General features: G+C 67.8%; 18 protein-coding genes and 2 tRNA genes. 17 read left to right on the forward strand and 3 right to left on the reverse strand.

What is annotated here, in order from left to right; translation table 11 throughout:
- Positions 1-1,149: a pyridoxal phosphate-dependent aminotransferase gene (locus ACX9OW_RS08810; RefSeq protein WP_414488329.1), complete on the reverse strand. Its 1,149-nt coding sequence runs from the start codon at positions 1,147-1,149 to the stop codon at positions 1-3.
- 143 nt (positions 1,150-1,292) lie between these two features.
- Here ACX9OW_RS08810 and ccmA point away from each other — a divergent pair, with 143 nt between their 5' ends.
- The 11 genes from ccmA to ACX9OW_RS08865 all read left to right on the forward strand — a co-directional run bounded on the left by ccmA (position 1,293) and on the right by ACX9OW_RS08865 (position 9,756).
- A complete protein-coding gene (gene ccmA / locus ACX9OW_RS08815) occupies positions 1,293-1,994 on the forward strand; it encodes a heme ABC exporter ATP-binding protein CcmA (RefSeq protein WP_414488328.1) in 702 nt (233 codons plus the stop codon).
- Positions 1,991-2,686 (forward strand): heme exporter protein CcmB, encoded by a 696-nt coding sequence (gene ccmB / locus ACX9OW_RS08820; RefSeq protein WP_053516872.1) that lies wholly within the window; start codon positions 1,991-1,993, stop codon positions 2,684-2,686. The genes ccmA and ccmB overlap by 4 nt, the downstream gene beginning before the upstream one ends.
- Before the next feature lie 43 nt (positions 2,687-2,729).
- Positions 2,730-3,500: a heme ABC transporter permease CcmC gene (ccmC, locus tag ACX9OW_RS08825; protein WP_065181944.1), complete on the forward strand. Its 771-nt coding sequence runs from the start codon at positions 2,730-2,732 to the stop codon at positions 3,498-3,500.
- Positions 3,497-3,685: a heme exporter protein CcmD gene (gene ccmD / locus ACX9OW_RS08830; RefSeq protein ID WP_053516869.1), complete on the forward strand. Its 189-nt coding sequence runs from the start codon at positions 3,497-3,499 to the stop codon at positions 3,683-3,685. Before ccmC ends, ccmD begins: the two co-directional genes overlap by 4 nt.
- The gene (gene ccmE / locus ACX9OW_RS08835; protein ID WP_111186423.1) at positions 3,682-4,158 is read left to right on the forward strand and encodes a cytochrome c maturation protein CcmE; all 477 of its coding nucleotides are present in this window, start codon (positions 3,682-3,684) and stop codon (positions 4,156-4,158) included. Before ccmD ends, ccmE begins: the two co-directional genes overlap by 4 nt.
- A complete protein-coding gene (locus ACX9OW_RS08840) occupies positions 4,159-6,078 on the forward strand; it encodes a heme lyase CcmF/NrfE family subunit (RefSeq protein ID WP_459062188.1) in 1,920 nt (639 codons plus the stop codon).
- A gap of 8 nt (positions 6,079-6,086) precedes the next feature.
- Positions 6,087-6,704: a DsbE family thiol:disulfide interchange protein gene (locus ACX9OW_RS08845; RefSeq protein WP_053516864.1), complete on the forward strand. Its 618-nt coding sequence runs from the start codon at positions 6,087-6,089 to the stop codon at positions 6,702-6,704.
- Positions 6,705-6,708: 4 nt separating this feature from the next.
- Entirely contained in the window at positions 6,709-7,155 is a 447-nt protein-coding gene (locus ACX9OW_RS08850) for a cytochrome c-type biogenesis protein (protein ID WP_053516933.1), read from the forward strand.
- On the forward strand, positions 7,149-8,141 hold the full coding sequence (locus ACX9OW_RS08855) for a tetratricopeptide repeat protein (protein ID WP_459062472.1): 993 nt from the start codon (positions 7,149-7,151) through the stop codon (positions 8,139-8,141). Before ACX9OW_RS08850 ends, ACX9OW_RS08855 begins: the two co-directional genes overlap by 7 nt.
- Positions 8,142-8,302: 161 nt before the next feature.
- A complete protein-coding gene (gene metX, locus ACX9OW_RS08860) occupies positions 8,303-9,415 on the forward strand; it encodes a homoserine O-acetyltransferase MetX (RefSeq protein WP_459062189.1) in 1,113 nt (370 codons plus the stop codon).
- Positions 9,415-9,756, forward strand: a complete 342-nt coding sequence (locus ACX9OW_RS08865) for a DUF1294 domain-containing protein (protein WP_053520347.1) — start codon at positions 9,415-9,417, stop codon at positions 9,754-9,756. The genes metX and ACX9OW_RS08865 overlap by 1 nt, the downstream gene beginning before the upstream one ends.
- Before the next feature lie 13 nt (positions 9,757-9,769).
- Here ACX9OW_RS08865 and cydC read toward each other — a convergent pair whose 3' ends face one another.
- Positions 9,770-11,443, reverse strand: coding sequence for a thiol reductant ABC exporter subunit CydC (gene cydC / locus ACX9OW_RS08870; protein ID WP_459062190.1), 1,674 nt, complete (start codon positions 11,441-11,443; stop codon positions 9,770-9,772).
- Positions 11,440-13,179 carry a thiol reductant ABC exporter subunit CydD gene (gene cydD, locus ACX9OW_RS08875; RefSeq protein ID WP_193396141.1) on the reverse strand — a complete coding sequence of 580 codons (1,740 nt, stop codon included), beginning with the start codon at positions 13,177-13,179 and terminating at the stop codon, positions 11,440-11,442. The genes cydC and cydD overlap by 4 nt, the downstream gene beginning before the upstream one ends.
- A gap of 228 nt (positions 13,180-13,407) precedes the next feature.
- Here cydD and ACX9OW_RS08880 point away from each other — a divergent pair, with 228 nt between their 5' ends.
- The 6 genes from ACX9OW_RS08880 to ACX9OW_RS08905 all read left to right on the forward strand — a co-directional run bounded on the left by ACX9OW_RS08880 (position 13,408) and on the right by ACX9OW_RS08905 (position 18,128).
- Positions 13,408-14,997, forward strand: coding sequence for a cytochrome ubiquinol oxidase subunit I (locus ACX9OW_RS08880; RefSeq protein ID WP_053520344.1), 1,590 nt, complete (start codon positions 13,408-13,410; stop codon positions 14,995-14,997).
- Positions 14,998-15,014: 17 nt separating this feature from the next.
- A complete protein-coding gene (gene cydB / locus ACX9OW_RS08885; protein WP_053520343.1) occupies positions 15,015-16,166 on the forward strand; it encodes a cytochrome d ubiquinol oxidase subunit II in 1,152 nt (383 codons plus the stop codon).
- A 27-nt stretch (positions 16,167-16,193) separates the two neighbouring features.
- The gene (cydX, locus tag ACX9OW_RS08890; RefSeq protein WP_053520342.1) at positions 16,194-16,310 is read left to right on the forward strand and encodes a cytochrome bd-I oxidase subunit CydX; all 117 of its coding nucleotides are present in this window, start codon (positions 16,194-16,196) and stop codon (positions 16,308-16,310) included.
- Between the two features lie 55 nt (positions 16,311-16,365).
- Positions 16,366-16,442: transfer RNA gene (locus ACX9OW_RS08895), tRNA-Pro, on the forward strand.
- Positions 16,443-16,582: 140 nt separating this feature from the next.
- A tRNA-Pro gene (locus ACX9OW_RS08900) sits at positions 16,583-16,659 on the forward strand.
- A 263-nt stretch (positions 16,660-16,922) separates the two neighbouring features.
- Complete coding sequence (locus tag ACX9OW_RS08905) at positions 16,923-18,128, forward strand: CynX/NimT family MFS transporter (protein WP_053519699.1); 1,206 nt, start codon at positions 16,923-16,925, stop codon at positions 18,126-18,128.
- Positions 18,129-18,144 lie beyond the last annotated feature (16 nt).

Genomic DNA, 18,144 nt, shown 5'->3' on the forward strand with positions numbered 1-18,144 from the left:
TCACAGCAGGCGCAGGCGTTCGATCGCCGCGTCCAGGGTCGCCTCGTTCTTGGCGAAGCACAGCCGTACCAGGCGCTGGCCGGTCGGTGCGGTTTCGTAGAACGGCGACAGCGGGATGGCGGTGACGCCCTTCTCGACGGTCAGCCACTTCACGAATTCGTGGTCGGGCAGATCGCTGATGGCCGAATAATCGACCAGCTGGAAGTAGCCGCCCGGCACCGGCAGCGGCTTCAGCCGCGTACCGGCCAGCTGCTCGCGGAAGCGGTCACGCTTGGCCTGGTAGAACGCGCCCAGTTCCAGGTGGTGCTCCGGTTCGTCGCGGATCATCGCGGCAAAGCCATACTGGGCCGGGCCGAAGCTGGTGAAGGTGTTGTACTGGTGCACCTTGCGGAATTCCGCGGTCAGCAGCGGCGGCGCCACCGCATAACCGATCTTCCAGCCGGTGCAGTGGTAGGTCTTGCCGAAGCTGGAGATGACGAAGGTCCGCTCGCGCAGTTCCGGGTAGCGCAGCACCGATTCGTGGCGGCGGCCATCGTAGATGATGTGCTCGTACACCTCATCGGAAATCAGGTAGATCTGCGTGCCACGCAGCACGTCGGCCAGCGCCTGCATGTCGGCCTCGTCCAGCATCGCACCGGAGGGGTTGTGCGGGGTGTTGACCATCAGCATGCGGGTGCGCGGCGTGATGGCCGCACGCACGCGGTCCCAGTCCACGGCGAACGTCTGCGGGTCCAGCGGCACGTGCACGGCGGTGGCGCCGGCCAGCTCGATGGCCGGCTCGTAGCAGTCATATGCGGGGTCCAGCACGATCACCTCCTCGCCGGCACGCACCACGGCGTGGATGGCGTTGAAGATGGCCTCGGTCGCGCCGCTGGTGACGGTGATTTCGGTGTCCGGGTCGACCTGGGCGCCATACAGGTCCAGTGACTTCTGCGCGATGGCCTGGCGCAGCGGCGCCACACCGGTCATCGGCGGATACTGGTTCAGGCCGGCCGCCATCGCCTTGGCGGTTTCGTCGATCAGGCGCTGCGGCGCGGAAAAATCCGGAAACCCCTGGCCCAGATTGACTGCACCGTGCTCGGCAGCGAGCTGGGACATGACGGTGAAGATGGTGGTACCGACCTTGGGCAGCTTGGTGGTGGGTTGCATCGGCCTGGGCTAATGGGAACAAGGGCTGGAAGTGTACGAAATCCGGACCCGGCCTGCGGCGCGGGCCGGTCGTGACGGGTCATGCCGGGCGGCTGTTTGCACATGCCCTTTCAGCGGGATACCGCGCTTGACGCTCGCCGGGCGTGGCCTGGCGCTACCGGGCAGATTTCATCGCTACAATTGCCGCCGCACTCCGGCATGAAGATCCCTGCCCCTTGGACACCCCTGCATTGCTGGCCGCCAGCGGCCTGAGCTTCTCGCGCAATGACGCGCCCGTGTTCGGCCCGCTGGACTTCCACGTGGATGCTGGCGAGGCGCTGCTCGTGCAGGGCGGCAACGGTGCCGGCAAGACCACCCTGCTGCGCGTGCTCGCCGGCCTTGCGCGACCCGGCGCCGGCCAGGTGCGGATCGACGGCAGGCCCGCCAGCAACGCCGAACGGGCGCGCTACGTCGCCTATCTCAGCCATCTTCCCGCGCTGAAGCCGGACCTGGACACACTGGAGAACCTGCACTTCCTGTGCGGCCTGCACGGGCGCCGGGCGCGGCAGATGCCGGGCAATGCACTGGCCATCGTCGGCCTGGCCGGGTATGAGGACACCCTGGTGAGGCACCTGTCGGCCGGACAGAAGCGGCGGCTGGCGCTGGCCCGCATCTGGCTCTCGCCCGCCCCGCTGTGGCTGCTCGACGAGCCCTACGCCAACCTCGACCTGGAGGGCATCACCCTGGTCAACCGGATGATTTCGGCACACCTGCGTGCAGGTGGCGCCGCCCTGGTCACCACCCATGGGGCCTACGCCGCACCACCGGTGCGTACCCGCCAGCTCGACCTCGGCGGTGCCGCATGATCGCCCCGGGTACCGAACCGGGCCTGTGGCAGACCGCGCGCGCCCTGGTCAGGCGTGACCTGCGCCTGCTCTGGCGCCGCCGCGGCGATGCGTTGCAGCCGCTGCTGTTCGCCCTGCTGGTAGTGGTGCTGTTCGCACTGGCACAGGGACGCGATCCACAGCCGCTGGCGGCGACCGCTGGTGCAGTGCTGTGGCTGGCGGTGCTGCTGGCCGGGCAGCTTGCGCTGGATTCGCTGTTCCGCTCCGACGCCGAGGATGGCTCGCTGGAGCAATGGCTGCTGGCACCGGTGCCACTGGCGTGGCTGGTGCTGGTGCGGGTGCTGCTGCACTGGGCCACCACGGCCCTGCCACTGATCGTACTGAGCCCGCTGCTGGCGGAAATGCTGCATCTGCCGCATGACCAGCTGCCGATGTTGCTGGCATCGTTGCTGCTGGGAACACCGTTGCTGAGCCTGATCGGTGGTGTGGTCGCTGCACTGACCGTGGGCATCCGGCGCTCTGGTATTCTCGTGGCGTTGCTGTCGTTGCCGTTGTACGTACCGGTGCTGGTCTTCGGTGCAGGCAGCCTGGCTGCAGCCAGCCGTGGACAGGATCCGGTCGGCGCGCTGCTGATGCTGGGTGCCGGCCTGCTGGTGGCACTGGTGCTGGCACCGCTGGCGACTGCCGCTGCGATTCGTATTTCTCTGAGTTGATCGAGCTGAGAGCCAATCCACCCCTGCTGGATAGCCGTCACGCATGAATCCGATTGTCCGCTGGTTCCACCAACTCGGTTCTCCGCCCACGTTCGATCGTTTCGCCGCCCGCTGGTCGCGGGTGTTCTACCTCGCGGCCGTGCCGGTCCTGCTTGTCGGAATCTGGCAGGCATTGCTGGTGGTGCCGCCGGAAGCCCGGCAGCTGGACAGTTTCCGCATCCTCTACATCCATGTGCCCAGCGCCTGGATGAGCCTGTTCGTATTCGCGCTGATGGCGCTGTACGCCGCCATTGCCCTGATCTGGCGGATCAAGGTCTGCGAGATCCTGGCCATGGCGTGCGCGCCGATGGGCGCGGGGTTCACGCTGATCACCCTGCTCACCGGCAGCATCTGGGGCAAGGGCACGTGGGGGACCTGGTGGGACTGGGACCCGCGAATGACCAGCGAACTGGTGCTGCTGTTCCTGTATCTGGGCGTGATCGGCCTGTACCACGCCATCGAGGACCGCCGCAGTGCCGCCCGTGCGGCCGGCCTGCTGGCCATCGTCGGCGTCAGCCTGCTGCCGGTGATCCGCTATTCCGTGGACTGGTGGGGTGGGTTGCACCAGCGCCAGTCGATCAACGTGTTCGGTGAATCGGCCATCGACAGTGCGATGATCGCCCCGCTGTGGTGGATGGTGATCGGTACCAAGTTCTGGTTCGCCGGTTCGGTGCTGGCCAAGGCGCGCGCCGACAATCTCGACCGCGAGGCCGGCAAGGCCTGGGTCGGTGGCCGCATCGACGCCGCGCAGGCTGCTGCGGAGAACCCGCAATGAGCCACCTGCCCTACGTGATCGGTGCGTACGCGGTGTTCGTGCTGGTGCTCTGCGCCGACGCGCTCGGTTCCTGGCTGCGCCTGCGCGCCGCCCGGCGCATGGCACAGGCCCGGCAGCAGCGGCAGCAGGCACGTGCCAGCGCCCAGGATGTCCCACCGTCGCTGTCCACGGAGCTGGAACGATGACACCGGTCCAACGCCGCCGCCTTGCCTGGGTCCTGCTGGCCCTGCTCGCTTCCGGCCTGGCCACCGCGCTTGTGGCGATGGCACTGGAGCGCAACATTGCCTACCTGTACACGCCCTCCGAAGTGCTGCGTGGCGACGTCGAGCCGCAATCTCGGTTCCGCCTCGGCGGCATGGTGGTGAAGGGTTCCTTCAATCGCCCGCCCGGCTCGCTGGAAGCCCACTTCTTGGTCACCGATGGCGATGCCCAGCTGGCGGTGACAACCTCGCGCATCCTGCCGGACATGTTCGCCGAAGGCACGGCCGTGGTCGCCAGCGGCCGCCTGCAGGAGGGCGCGCTGCAGAACGCCGTGTTCGTCGCCGACGAAGTGCTGGCCAAGCACGACGAGCAGTACGTGCCGAAGGAAGTGGCCGACAAGATGGGCCAGGCCCATCTCAAGCACGACGTGCCGGTGACGGCACCCGAGGTCCGCTGAGTGCTGCCCGAACTGGGTCAGATCCTGCTGCTGTGCGCACTGCTGGCGTCGCTGCTGCTGGCCGGCCTGCCGCTGGCCGGCGCCCATCGCGGCAACGCGGCGTGGATGGCGGTGGCACGGCCGGCCGCTTACGCGCAGCTGCTGCTGGTGGCCGGTGCATTCGCGGTGCTGACCGCCACCTTCGTGCAGCAGGACTTCTCGGTGCGCTACGTGGCCGAGAACTCCAACTCACTGCTGCCACTCATCTACCGCTACTCGGCGGTGTGGGGCGCGCACGAAGGCTCGCTGCTGATGTGGGCGCTGGTGCTGGCGCTGTGGACTGGAGCGGTCGCGCTGTTCTCACGGCACCTGCCCCGGCACGTGCAGGCGCGCGTGCTGGCGGTGATGGGCATCGTCAGCATGGGCTTCCTCGCCTTCCTGATCTTCACCTCCAACCCGTTCCTGCGCTTGAACCCGGCCCCGCTGGAGGGCCGTGACCTCAATCCGCTGCTGCAGGATCCGGGACTGATCATCCACCCGCCGATGCTGTACCTGGGCTACGTGGGTTTCGCGGTGCCGTTCGCCTTCGCCGTGGCCGCGCTGCTGGAGGGACGCGTGGACGCACGCTGGCTGCGCTGGACGCGGCCATGGACCAATGTCGCCTGGGCGTTCCTGACCCTGGGCATCGCCCTGGGCAGCTGGTGGGCCTACTACGAACTGGGCTGGGGCGGCTGGTGGTTCTGGGATCCGGTCGAGAACGCCAGCTTCATGCCATGGCTGGTCGGCGCCGCACTGATCCACTCCCAAGCGGTCACCGAGAAGCGCGGCACCTTCGGCAGCTGGACCCTGCTGCTGGCGATCGCCGCATTCGCGCTGTCGCTGCTGGGCACGTTCCTGGTGCGCTCCGGCGTGCTGACCAGCGTGCACTCGTTCGCCGCCGATCCTTCGCGGGGCCTGTTCATCCTCGTGTTCCTGTCACTGCTGGTGGGTGGAAGCCTGCTGCTGTACACGCTGCGCGCGGGCCAGCTGAGCATCGACGCCGATGATGCCCGCCGCGGCTTCACCGCAACCTCGCGCGAAACGCTGCTGCTGGCCAACAACCTGCTGCTGGCCACCGCCTGCGCGATGGTCCTGCTCGGCACGCTGTACCCGCTGCTGGCCGATGCGCTGGCGCTGGGAAAGATTTCGGTCGGCCCACCCTACTTCGGCAGCCTGTTCCTGCTGTTGATGGCGCCGTTGGTGCTGCTGCTGCCCTTCGGCCCGCTGGTGAAATGGCAGCGCGACCAGCCTTCGCACACGATGGCCCTGCTCGCCCCCTGGTTCGGCCTGGCGGTACTGCTCGGTGCGCTGGCCTGGTGGCAGGCGCCGCAGAACGGATGGAAAGCCGGCATCGGCGTCGCCGCGGCGGCCTGGGTCGCGCTGGGCACCGCCCGCTTCGTCTGGCAGCGGTTGCGTGGCAATGGCCGCTTTACTGCCGAAATGCTCGGCATGATCGTTGCCCATGCCGGCGTCGCCGTGTTTCTGGCGGGCGCGTTGCTGGTGGAAGCGCTGAACGTGCAGCGCGAAGTGGCGCTGGCACCGGGCCAGCAGATCGTGGTCGGCGGTCACGAAGTGCGCTTCGAAGGCGTGGATCACCGCGAGGGCCCCAACTTCATTGCCGACCGCGGTCATCTGCGGGTGTTCCGCGACGGCCGCGAACTGGCCCTGCTGCATCCGGAGAAGCGGCAGTACGCCAGCGGTGGCCAGGTGATGACCGAGGCCGGCATCGATGCGCGCATCGGCGGTGATGTCTACGTGGCATTGGGTGAGCCGCTGGGCAACAATGCATGGGCGGTCCGCGTCCACATCAAACCGTTCGTGCGCTGGATCTGGCTGGGCGCGCTGCTGATGGCCCTGGGTGGATTCATCACCGCCGCTGACCGCCGCTTCCGTCGTCCGTAGGAGTTTCCATGTCCGAGTCCCCCGCCCCGCGCCCCTCCCGCCCGCTGCCGCCGGTCGCCATCGTTATCGGCGTGCTGTTCTTCTTCGGCCTGCTCGGGTTGATGATCTACGGCGTGATGAAGTCGGGCGACCCGCAGCGCGACGTGCTGCCTTCGGCCCTCATCGACAAGCCCGCCCCCGCCTTCGCGCTGCCGGTGCTGCACGATCCGCAGATGATCGTGCGCAGCGAAGAACTGCGCGGTGCGCCCTATCTGCTGAACGTCTGGGGCAGCTGGTGCGCGGCCTGCCGCGAGGAACACCCGGTACTCACCCGTTTCGCCGAGAGCAAGCGCGTGCGCGTGATCGGCTACAACTGGAAAGACGACCCCACCGATGCCCTGCACTGGCTGGAACAGCTGGGCAATCCGTTCATGGTCGTGCTCAGCGACATCGAAGGCCGTACCGCGATCGACTGGGGCGTAACGGCCGCGCCGGAGACCTTCCTCGTCGACGGCAGCGGCATCGTGCGCTGGAAGTACAGCGGAGCGATGACGCAGAAGGTGGTCGACGAGAAGCTGATCCCGGCGCTGGAGAAGATCGAGAAGGCTCAGAACGATGCGGCCGGTTCGCAGCGCGTTGCTCCGTAGCGGCCTGCGCGGGCTGCTGGTACTGCTGCTGGCCGGGTCGTTGCCCGGCCTGGCGCAGCAACCACTGCATGACCCAAAGCCGCTGCAGTTCCGTGATGCAGCGGAGGAGCGTCGTTTCCACGACCTCGCCGCGCAGCTGCGCTGCGTGCAGTGCCAGAACCAGTCGCTGGCCGATTCCAACGCCCAGATCGCCCAGGACCTGCGCCGGGAGGTACTGCAGCTGATGCAGCAGGGCCATGACGATACGCAGATCAAGCGCTTCCTCGTCGCCCGCTATGGCGACTTCGTGCTTTACCAGCCCCCACTGCAGCCGGGCACCTGGTTGCTGTGGGGTGGTCCGCTGCTGGTACTGGGCGCCGGCGCGCTGGTGGTGGTGGGCATCGTCCGCCGTCGTGCCCGTACCGTGGCCGCCGCACCGCCGACATCGGCCGACGTGGGAGAGGACTGGTGAACGATTGGCTGCTTTTCGCGGCTGCCGCCAGCGCTGCGCTCACTGCGCTGCTGGTGTTGTGGCCGCTGCGGCGGCAAGGCCGCACCGGCTTCCTCGTCGCCGTGGCTGCCGTGGGCATCGCCGGCGCCTGCCTGTACCAGCTGGTGGGGAACCCGCAGGCGGCACGGGTGCAGCCGGCGCCATCGGTGGCGACCCTGCGCGAGGGCGTGCAGGCCCTGCAGGGCGCGCTGCAGCGCGATCCACAACGTGCCGATGGCTGGGCCCTGCTCGGCCGCTCGCAAAGCGAACTGGGCAACGCCGCCGCGGCTGCCGAAGCCTTCGCACGCGCGGTGGCACTGGCACCGGACGACCCGGGCGTGCTGGTGGAAGCGGCACAGGCGCGCGCCCAGGCCGATGCCGGAAAGCAGTTCGACGACACCGCCGTATTGTGGCTGCAGCGGGCGCGCACGCTGGCGCCCGAAGCCGAACGGGCCAGCTGGCTGCTCGGCATCGCCCTGCGCCAGCGCGGCCGCAACAGCGAAGCCGCCGATGTCTGGAGTGGCCTGCTGCCGCACCTGGAACCGGGTGCCGCGCAGGCGCTGCAGGCACAGATCGCCATTGCCCGCGAAGCGGCCGCACAGGCGCATGATCCGGCCCCGGCGACCTCGCCTGCACTGCTGCAGGTGCGTGTGCAGCTGCCCGTCTCCGTGCAGCATGCGCAATGGCCCGCGGGCGCGCAGATCTTCGTGCTGGCACGTGCGGTCGGCGGCCCGCCGATGCCGGTCGCGGTGCGCAAGCTGCCTCTGGCTGGTTTTCCCGGCACGGTCGGACTTGGCGACGGCGACAGTCCAATGCCCACCGCCCCCCTGTCAGCGCATCGCGAGGTGGAAGTGCTGGCGCGGATCTCGCGCAGTGGCAGTGCCAATCGCGGCGACGGTGACCTGCAGAGTCTGCCGGTAAAGGTGACCCTGCCGCATGAGGACGTGGTGGAACTGCGGTTTCCGTAGCACCGCACCGCTGCGCTCGCCGGGCACGGCCCGGCGCTACCTGTGCGCTTGCCATCGGTAGAGCCGGGCCATGCCCGACAGAGGGTTGGCGTGCGACATTCGCCCGCTGATGGAAACCAGCGTGTCGCCAGCTCCACATGTGGCCCCGCTAGAATGCCCGCATGACCGAATTCATTCCGCCCGGCACCCGCTTCCATGCCCTGCCTTCGCCCTTCCCGTTCAAGCGCGGCGGCGCCCTGCACGGTGCGCGCGTGGCCTACGAGACCTGGGGCACGCTGGCTGCCGATGGGGGCAACGCGATCCTGATCGTCACCGGCCTGTCGCCGGACGCACATGCCGCCGGCAACGCAGGCAATCCCGCACCGGGCTGGTGGGAGGCGATGCTCGGGCCGGGCAAGCCGATCAATACCGACCGCTGGTTCGTGGTCTGCGTGAACTCGCTGGGCAGCTGCAAGGGCTCGACAGGACCGGCATCGATCAATCCGGCGTCCGGCGAACCGTACCGGCTCGACTTTCCCGAACTGTCGATCGAAGACGGCGCACGCGCCGCCGTCGAGGTGGTGCGTGCGCTGGGTATCGAACGGCTGGCCTGCGTGATCGGCAACTCGATGGGCGGCATGACCGCGCTGGCGGTGCTGATGCTGCATCCGGGAATCGCGCGCAGCCACATCAACATTTCCGGCAGTGCGCAGGCGCTGCCGTTCTCCATCGCCATCCGATCGCTGCAGCGGGAAGCGATCCGTCTCGATCCACGCTGGAACAGTGGCCGCTACGACGACACCCAGTACCCGGAATCCGGCATGCGCATGGCGCGCAAGCTGGGGGTGATCACCTACCGCTCGGCGCTGGAATGGGACGGCCGCTTCGGTCGCGTGCGCCTGGATTCGGACCAGGCCGACGACGATCCGTTCGGCCTGGAGTTCCAGGTCGAAAGTTATCTCGAAGGCCACGCGCGCCGCTTCGTGCGCTTCTTCGATCCGAACTGCTATCTGTACCTGAGCCGCTCGATGGACTGGTTCGACCTGGCCGAGTATACCGATGGCGATGTCATGGCTGGACTGGCCAGGATCCGTGTGGACAAGGCGCTGGCCATCGGTGCCAACACCGACATCCTGTTCCCGGTGCAGCAGCAGCAGCAGGTGGCCGACGGCCTGCGCGCCGGCGGCGCCGATGCACGCTTCATCGGACTGGACTCGCCGCAGGGCCATGATGCCTTCCTGGTCGATTTCGATCGGTTCGGCCCGGCTGTTCGCAGCTTCCTCGACACGCTCTAGTGGGATGGCGGCGTCATCTCGCGCTGGCCGCCTTCGGCGCGCTGATCGCACTGACGATCAGCGGCGTTCTGCCCCTGTGGCTGGGCGGCTGGTGCCTGCTGGCCAGTGCCGTGTCGTTTGGCCTGTATGGCCATGACAAGCGCGCCGCACAACGCAACCACCGGCGCATTCCGGAACGGACACTCCAGCTGCTGGCCTTCGCCGGCGGCTGGCCCGGCGCATTGCTGGGCCAGGCGACGTTCCGCCACAAGCATCGCAAAGCCGCATTCCAGTGGGTGTTCGGGTTGTGCGTGCTGGCCAATGTGGCCTCGATCGCCGTGATGCTGCGCGAATTTTCCTGATGAGGCGCGCCGCTCACGCCTCGCGGATCAGCACGCCATCGCGCAACCGGTACTGCGCGTCGACCACGCCATCGGGCAGGTCGTCATGGGTGATCATCAACAGGCTGCGACCGTCCAGCAGGCCGGCCAGATCCTGCAGCAGCGCATGGGCCGTGTCCACGTCCAGGCCTTCGGTCGGTTCGTCCAGCAACAGGATCGGCGCGTTGCGCAACAGCGCGCGGGCCAGCGCCAGGCGTCGCGCCTGACCCGCGGACATCGTCGCACCGTTCTCGCCAACCCAGGCCAGCAGGCCACCATTGCGCTCGGCCCACTCGCCCAGCCGCACCCTGTGCAACACGGCCCACAGTGCAGCATCGTCGGCATCAGGATCCCCCAGGCGCAGGTTCTCCGCCACGCTGCCGGCGAACACCGGGGCGTTCTGCGGCAGCCAGGCCAGCTGCCGATGCCAATCGGCCTGGGCGAAATCACGCAGGTCCCGCCCGCCATAGGTCAGCCGGCCCTGCTGCGGATCCCACAGGCGCAGCAGCAGGCTGGACAACGTGGTCTTGCCGCAGCCACTGTCGCCACGGATGGCGATGCGCTCGCCGGGCGCCAACGTCAGCTGCAGCCCGCGCAGCACCGGGCGTACCGCCCCCGGCCACTGGAAGTGGACGTCATCCCAGTGCACGCGTGCGTGCACCGGAACCGGCTGCGGTGCCAGCGGTTCGTCCACGGCCGGCGGCTGCTCGACGATGGACTGCAGGCGATCGGCCGAGATGCGACCGGACTGCAACGACTGCCATGCCAGGCCCATCCCCGCCCACAGCTCGATCAGCGCCACCGTCAGGAACACCAGTCCGGCTGCCATTTCAGCGGCGATGCGCTGTTGCTCGGCCGCATGCAGGGCCAGTGCCAGCATGGCGACCAGGCCAAGTCCGGCCACGCTGCCGTGCAGTGTCGACGCGGCGACCAGGCGCCAGCGGCGACGGCGATCACGCGCGGCCAACTGCTTGGCGGCCACCCGCACCTTCAGCTGCCACGCCGCATCGGCATGCAGCGCCGCCAGATCACCCGCGCCTTCCAGTCCTTCAAACGCGGCAGTGCGCAGCGCGGCTCGATGCGCGGCGCGATCCGCTTCCTCGCCATCGCGGCCACGCACGCCCAGCCACGGCACACCGAAGGCAATCAGCGCGGCCAGCACCGCCAGCAGCACCGCTGCGGACGGCAGGATCATCGCCGCCGACAGCACGGCCACCATCGACAGGGCACCCAGCGCGACCAGCGGGCCCAGCGCGCGGACCAGCAGGCCGTCCACTTCACCGATATCACCGAGCAGGCGCGCGAGCAGCTCGCCGGTGCGCGTGGCACCCAGCCGCGCGGGCGCCAGTGGCAGGGCGCGCCGGAAGAACCATACCCGCAGGTCGCGGGCGATGCGCAACGTGGCATCGTGGCCAACCAGCTTCTCGAAATAGCGGGAAACGATGCGTGCCATGGTCAGGCCACGGATGCCGGCCGAAGGCGAAAAGAAGTTGAAGCCCTGGCCGAGACCGGCGGCACCGGCCAGCGCAGCTGCGGTGAGGAAGCCACCGGACAGGCCAAGCAGGGCGGTGCCTGCCAGCATCGTGGTCCACAGCAGCAGCATGGTCAGCAGCAGACGCGGCCGCTGCTGCAGGAACACCGCACGCAGCGTGTCGGGCGAGCGGCTCATGCGTGCACCGCCTGCGCCGGCTCGACGAGACGTCCTTCCGGCAGCAGCAGGCAGCGATCAGCCCAGGCGATCACGGCCGGGCTGTGGGTGGCAACCACCACGCTGCGACCGCGCGCGTAGGCGGCAAGACTGCGCAGCAGCGCGGCCTCGGTATCTGCATCGAGGAAGGCGGTCGGCTCATCCAGCAACAGCACCTGCGGATCGCGCAGCAGCAGGCGGGCCAGGCCGATGCGTCGTGCCTCGCCCCCGGACAGGCCGAAGCCGCGTTCACCGATGATCGTGTCCAGCCCCTGCGGCAGCCCCTGCGCGAACGTGAGCACCTGCGCTGCCTCGGCCACCGCGCGCAATCGTGCATCACTGGCGCCAGGATCGGCCAGCCGCAGGTTGTCGGCGATGCTGCCGTGGAACAGATAGGGGCGCTGGCTGGCATAGGCCACCTGCACGCCGGGGCGCAGCATCAGCCTGCCCGCGCGCGGCGGCAGCCAGCCGGCCAGCGCCTCCAACAGCGTGCTCTTGCCGCTGCCGCTGGCACCTACCAGTGCCAGCCGCTGGCCTGGTTCCAGCAGCACATCCACGCCCTGCAGCACATCCTGCGACGCGCCCAGCGGGCGCAGCACCAGGCCCTGTGCCTGCAGCGGCGGCAGTGCGGCCTCGGCCGGCTCCACTGCCAGCGGCACGACCTCGTTCTCGATCAGTCCCTGCTCATCCGGCAACGACTGCAGCAGGCGCTCCACTTCGGCTGCCGCGGCCAGCGCGTTGGCACGATCGTGATAATGCGCGGCCAGCCGTCGCAGCGGCGCGTAGAATTCCGGTGCCAGCAGCAGGCAGAACAGGCCTGCGCCCAACGTCGGCACGGCCGCATGCAGCGACATCATGCCCAGATAGCTCAAGCCCAGGTACAGCGCAACCATCGCCACGCTGACGGAAGCGAAGAACTCCAGCACCGTGGACGACAGGAACGCGATCCGCAGCACTTTCATCGTGCGCAGCCGCACGCCCTCGGCAGCGGCTTCTATTCCCGCCAGCTCGGCCTCGCCCCGTCCGTACACGCGCAGCAGGCCCAGGCCCTTGATGCGGTCGGCGAAATGGCCGCTCATGCGCGCCAGCTCACCCAGCTGCGCGCGACCTGCCGCTTCGGCGCCCCACCCCACCAGCATCATGAAGAACGGCACCAGCGGCGCCGTGAACAGCAGGATCAGCGCCACCACCCAATCCACCCAGGCCACCGCGGCCAGGATCAGCACGGGCACCACCACCACTTCAGTGCGCACCGGCAGGAAACCGCTGTAATAATTCTCGATCGCATCACCGTGATGCAGCAGCAGCTCGCCCAGCTCGCCGGTGCGGCGCTGCCGCAGCCACAGCGGCCCGTGGCCGAGCAGGCGCGCGAACACGCGCTCGCGCAGGGCCAGGCGGGCAGTGTCGGCAACATCGCCGGCGGCAGCCTGGGTCGCGCTGCCCAATGCCGTGCGCAGCAACAGGATCAGCGCCAGTGCGGCCAGCACCGGCAGGCCCGAGGACAGCGGCGCCTGCTCCACCAGCACCTGCTGCACCAGCCAGGCGATGGCGGCGGCCTGGCCGATCAGCAGCGCGCCGGACAGGCTGATGCATACGGCCGCCAGGCGCTGGCGGCCCCGTGCCCCCCGCGCAAGGTCGGCCAGCCACGCGGTGCGGGCACGCCGCTGCCGGTTCGTCTCGGCTTCCGGCGAAAGGACGGTCGGTTCGGCAGCGCTCAAAGGGTCTTCACAGGGAGTGGAGGATGGATGGCATTGTAGGCACAGGCAACAGCCTCCCCCTGCGGCCAGGGGTCGCAGTTTTCACAGGGCCCGCATACGATCTCTTCGCGTACCTGTTCATACATTGATCTGGATCAAGGCTGTCTGAAGTAGTCGGTCACATCATTCACGTCGTAGACCACCCTTCCCGCCACCTGCAACGGCACTATCCAACGAGGTAGCCAGGCCATGATTGATCAGACAGTCGTAGAACTGTCGCGGCTGCAATTCGCGCTGACCGCGATGTACCACTTCCTATTCGTACCACTCACCCTGGGCCTGTCGTTCATGGTCGCCATCATGGAGAGTGTCTACGTGATGACCGGCAAGGAGATCTGGCGCCGGATGACCCTGTTCTGGGGCGTGCTGTTCGGCATCAACTTCGCCATGGGCGTGGCCACCGGCATCGTCATGGAATTCCAGTTCGGCATGAACTGGTCGTACTACAGCCATTATGTGGGTGACATCTTCGGTGCGCCGCTGGCGATCGAAGGGCTGATGGCCTTCTTCCTGGAAGCCACCTTCGTCGGCCTGTTCTTCTTCGGCTGGAACCGCCTGAGCAAGGTCAAGCACCTGACGGTCACCTGGCTGATGGCGCTGGGCACCAACCTGTCGGCGGTGTGGATCCTGATCGCCAACGGCTGGATGCAGAACCCCACCGGCGCGGTGTTCAACCCGGAAACCATGCGCATGGAAGTGGTCGATTTCATGGCCGTGGTGTTCAACCCGGTGGCGCAGGCCAAGTTCGTGCATACCGTCAGCGCCGGCTACGTGACCGGCGCGGTGTTCGTGATGTCGATCAGTGCCCTGTTCCTGCTGCGCAACAAGCACAAGGACCTCGCCCGCCGTTCGTTCGCGGTGGCCGCTGCGTTCGGCCTGCTGTCATCGCTGTCGGTGGTGGTGCTGGGCGATGAGAGTGGCTACGCCGCCAGCGAGCACCAGAAGATGAAGCTGGCCGCGATCGAGGCGATGTGGGAGACCGAGCGTGCCCCGGCGGACTTCACCGCCTTCGGCATTCCCAACCAGCAGACGCACCAGAACGACTATGCGGTGAAGATCCCGTACCTGATGGGCCTGATCGCCACCCGTTCGCTGGACCAGCCGATCCCGGGCATCCTGGAACTGGTGGAGCGCGCCGAGCACCGCGTACGCGGCGGCCAGCTCGCCTACGGTGCGCTGGAACGCCTGCGCGCCAACAAGAACGACGTCGAAGCCCGTGAGATGTTCGACCGCCACTGGCAGGATCTGGGCCATGGGCTGCTGCTCAAGCGCTACCGCGAGGACATCCTCAACGCCACCCCCGAACAGATCTCGCAGGCGGCAATGGATACCGTGCCGCGCGTGATGCCGCTGTTCTGGACCTTCCGCGTGATGGCGGGCCTGGGCTTCTATCTGATCGCCTTCTTCGCATTGGCCTTCTACTACTCGTGCCGCAACAACTTCCAGGACAAGCGCTGGTTCCTCACGCTGGCCCTGTGGACGCTGCCGGCACCGTGGATCGCGATCGAATGCGGCTGGTTCGTGGCCGAGTACGGCCGTCAGCCCTGGGCGGTTGATGGCGTGCTGCCGACGTTCTACGCGGCATCGGGCCTGGCCCTGCACCAGATCGTGCTGACCCTGGCCGGCTTCACCGCGATCTACACCGCACTGATCGTGGTCGAGATCAAGCTGATGCTCAAGGCGATCCGCAAGGGTCCGGACGAGGTGCTGCCGTCGCTGCAGTCGCCCCGCCCGCATGCTTCCCACAATGCCGCAGCGCCGGCCGCCGGCCAGGCCTGAGGCAGGAGAAAACCAAGATGGATTTCATTCTTCTGGACTACACCACGCTGCGCGTGATCTGGTGGCTGCTGCTCGGCATCCTGCTGATCGGCTTCGCGGTGATGGATGGTTTCGACCTGGGAGTGGGCACGCTGCTGCCTTTCGTGGCCCGCACCGACGCCGAGCGCCGGCTGGTGATCAACACCATCGGCCCGGTATGGGAAGGCAACCAGGTGTGGCTGATCCTGGGTGGCGGTGCGATCTTCGCCGCCTGGCCGCCGCTGTACGCGGTCAGCTTCTCAGGCTTCTACCTGGCGATGTTCGTCATCCTGTTTGCCCTGATCCTGCGCCCGGTCGGCTTCAAGTTCCGCAGCAAGATGCCGGGCGAGCGCTGGCGCAACACCTGGGACTGGGCGCTGTTCATCGGCGGCTTCATCCCTGCGCTGATCATGGGCGTGGCGGTGGGCAACGTCCTGCTGGGCGTGCCGTTCCACTTCGATGACAGCATGCGCATCTTCTACACCGGCTCGTTCTTCGGGCTGCTGATGCCGTTCGCGCTGCTGGCCGGCCTGCTCAGCGTTTCCATGCTGGTGGCCCACGGTGCCGCGATGCTGGTGATCAAGACCGATGGCCCGGTGGCTGAACGCTCGGCACGCTTTGGCAGCATTGCCGCGCTGATCGCCTTCGCACTGTTCGCGGTGGGGGGAGCCTGGGTGGCCTTCGGCCTGCCGGGCTACCAGATCACCTCGCAGGTGATCACCGACGGCGCCACCAACCCGCTGCTGAAGAGCGCCGAGCTGGGCGCGGCCGGCGGCTGGATGCGCAACTACAGCACCATGCCGGCGACCCTGCTGGCGCCGCTGGTCGGCCTGCTTGGCCTGCTCGCCAGCGCGGTGCTGCTGCGTGCCCGTCGCGGCGGCCTGGCCTTCATCGCCTCCGGCGCAGCCATCGCCGGCATCATCCTGACCGTCGGCTTCGCGATCTTCCCGTTCCTGCTGCCGTCCTCCAGCCAGCCCACCTCCAGCCTGACCGTGTGGGATGCCTCGTCCAGCCATCTGACCCTGTGGATCATGCTGCTGGCCACGGTGGTGTTCCTGCCGATCATCCTCGCTTACACCACCTGGGTGTACCGCGTGCTCAAGGGCAAGACCACCAGCGATGAAATGGGCAGCAACCCCAACGCCTACTGATCCCCTGCCTCCCAAGGAGAACCGAACATGTGGTATTTCGCCTGGATCCTCGGCGCCGGCCTCGCCTCGACGGTCGCCATCCTCAACGGCATGTGGTTCGAAGCCCGCGAACAGAACCGCATCGACACAGAGAATCGTCGCTGAAATGTAAAAAAACCTTGCCGCCCAGGCCTTCACACGGTATCTTAGGCGGCTCCTTCGGGGTGTAGCTCAGTCTGGTAGAGCGCTACGTTCGGGACGTAGAGGTCGCAGGTTCGAATCCTGTCTCCCCGACCACTTCGGTGGTCGCATTGAAGCCTGGTGAAGTCGTCCAGGCTTTTTTGTTCCCTGAAGAGCCGCTGCCCCGGCAGCGTGAAGGAAACGGCGTTCACCCCTTGCCGCCATCGGGGTGAATGGCTAGAATAGGCGGCCCCCTTCGGGGTGTAGCTCAGTCTGGTAGAGCGCTACGTTCGGGACGTAGAGGTCGCAGGTTCGAATCCTGTCTCCCCGACCACTCCGGTGGTCACCAAGAAGCCTGGAAGACGCCATCGTCCTCCGGGTTTTTTTGTGTCTGCCGTCCAGCGACCCGCCGGACGCAACGCCGGAGAGGCGCGCCGCAGCGCGCCGGAAGGTGCCGATAGCGACAGATTGCGCCGACGGGACCTCGCCCCGCCAGCCACGTACAATGATGTCCACTCCCCCACCTGCCGCGTCGGCGTAGACCGATGCCGGCGCTGCACGCCACTGTGGCGGCGTGCGACACCTGCAAGGACCACCATGAGCTCCTCCTCATCCGAATCGCCGTCGCTGCTGCACGGCCGCGTTCTGGCATTCGCCGCCATCCTGCTGGCGGCGGTCAACCTGCGCACTGCCGTCACCTCGATCACCCCGCTGCTGGACGTACTGGGCCAGCAGTTCGGATTCGGCACCACCATGACCGGCGTACTGGGCATGCTGCCGACCGCCTCGTTCGCACTGTTCGGCGTGGCCACGCCGGCTGTGGCCCGGCGCCTGGGCCTGGAGCGCACCACCCTGCTGGCGATGATCCTGGCCACGGCAGGCCTGCTGCTGCGCTCCAGCGCCGGCAACGTCGGCACCCTGCTGCTGGGCGCGGTCGTCGCGCTGGCTGGAATGGGCATCGGCAACGTGGTGGTGCCGCCGCTGGTGAAGCGCTACTTCGCCAACAAGGTCGGCACCATGAGCACGCTCTACATCAGCGTGCTGCAGCTGGGCACCATGCTGCCGGCACTGCTGGCGGTGCCGGTGGCCAGCGCGGCCGGCTGGCGCGTATCGCTGGGCATGTGGGCATTGCTGGCATTGGCCGCCGCGCTGCCGTGGCTGGTACTGGCCAGGCGCGCGCCGAAGCCGCAGGCCGACGCTGCCGATCCCACCGCGCAGCCTCACGGCAAGGTCTGGCGCACCTCGTTGGGCTGGAGCATGACGCTGATGTTCGGCATGACATCGTTGATGACCTATTCGATGTTCACCTGGCTGCCGCGCATCGTGGTCGAAGCCGGCGCCACACCTGCGTTCGGTGGGGTGATGGTGGCGGTGTTCTCGGCGCTGGGCCTGTTGCCGTCGCTGGTCATTCCGTCGATGGCGGTGCGCCTGCAGAATCCGTTCCCGCTGGTCCTGATCGGCTATTCGTCATTCGTGATCGCCTTTGCCGGCCTGCTGCTGGCCCCCATGAAGGCGCCGCTGCTGTGGGCCTGCCTGCTCGGCGTGGGCCCCTCGACCTTCCCGCTGGCGCTGACCCTGATCAACCTGCGCACGCGTACCCCGACCGGTTCCGCCGCGCTGTCCGGCTTCATGCAGGGCGTGGGTTACAGCTTCAGCTGCCTGGGTCCGTTCCTGGTCGGTTGGCTGCATACCGTCAGCAACGGCTGGACGCTGCCGTTCGGCTTCCTGTTCGGCTGCGCCACGCTGATGCTGTGCGCATCGTGGGTGGCCTGCAAGCCGCGAAAGCTGGAAGACCTCTGGTAAACGGCTCGCCGCCGGC

Source organism: Stenotrophomonas genospecies 5 (genome assembly GCF_054473825.1).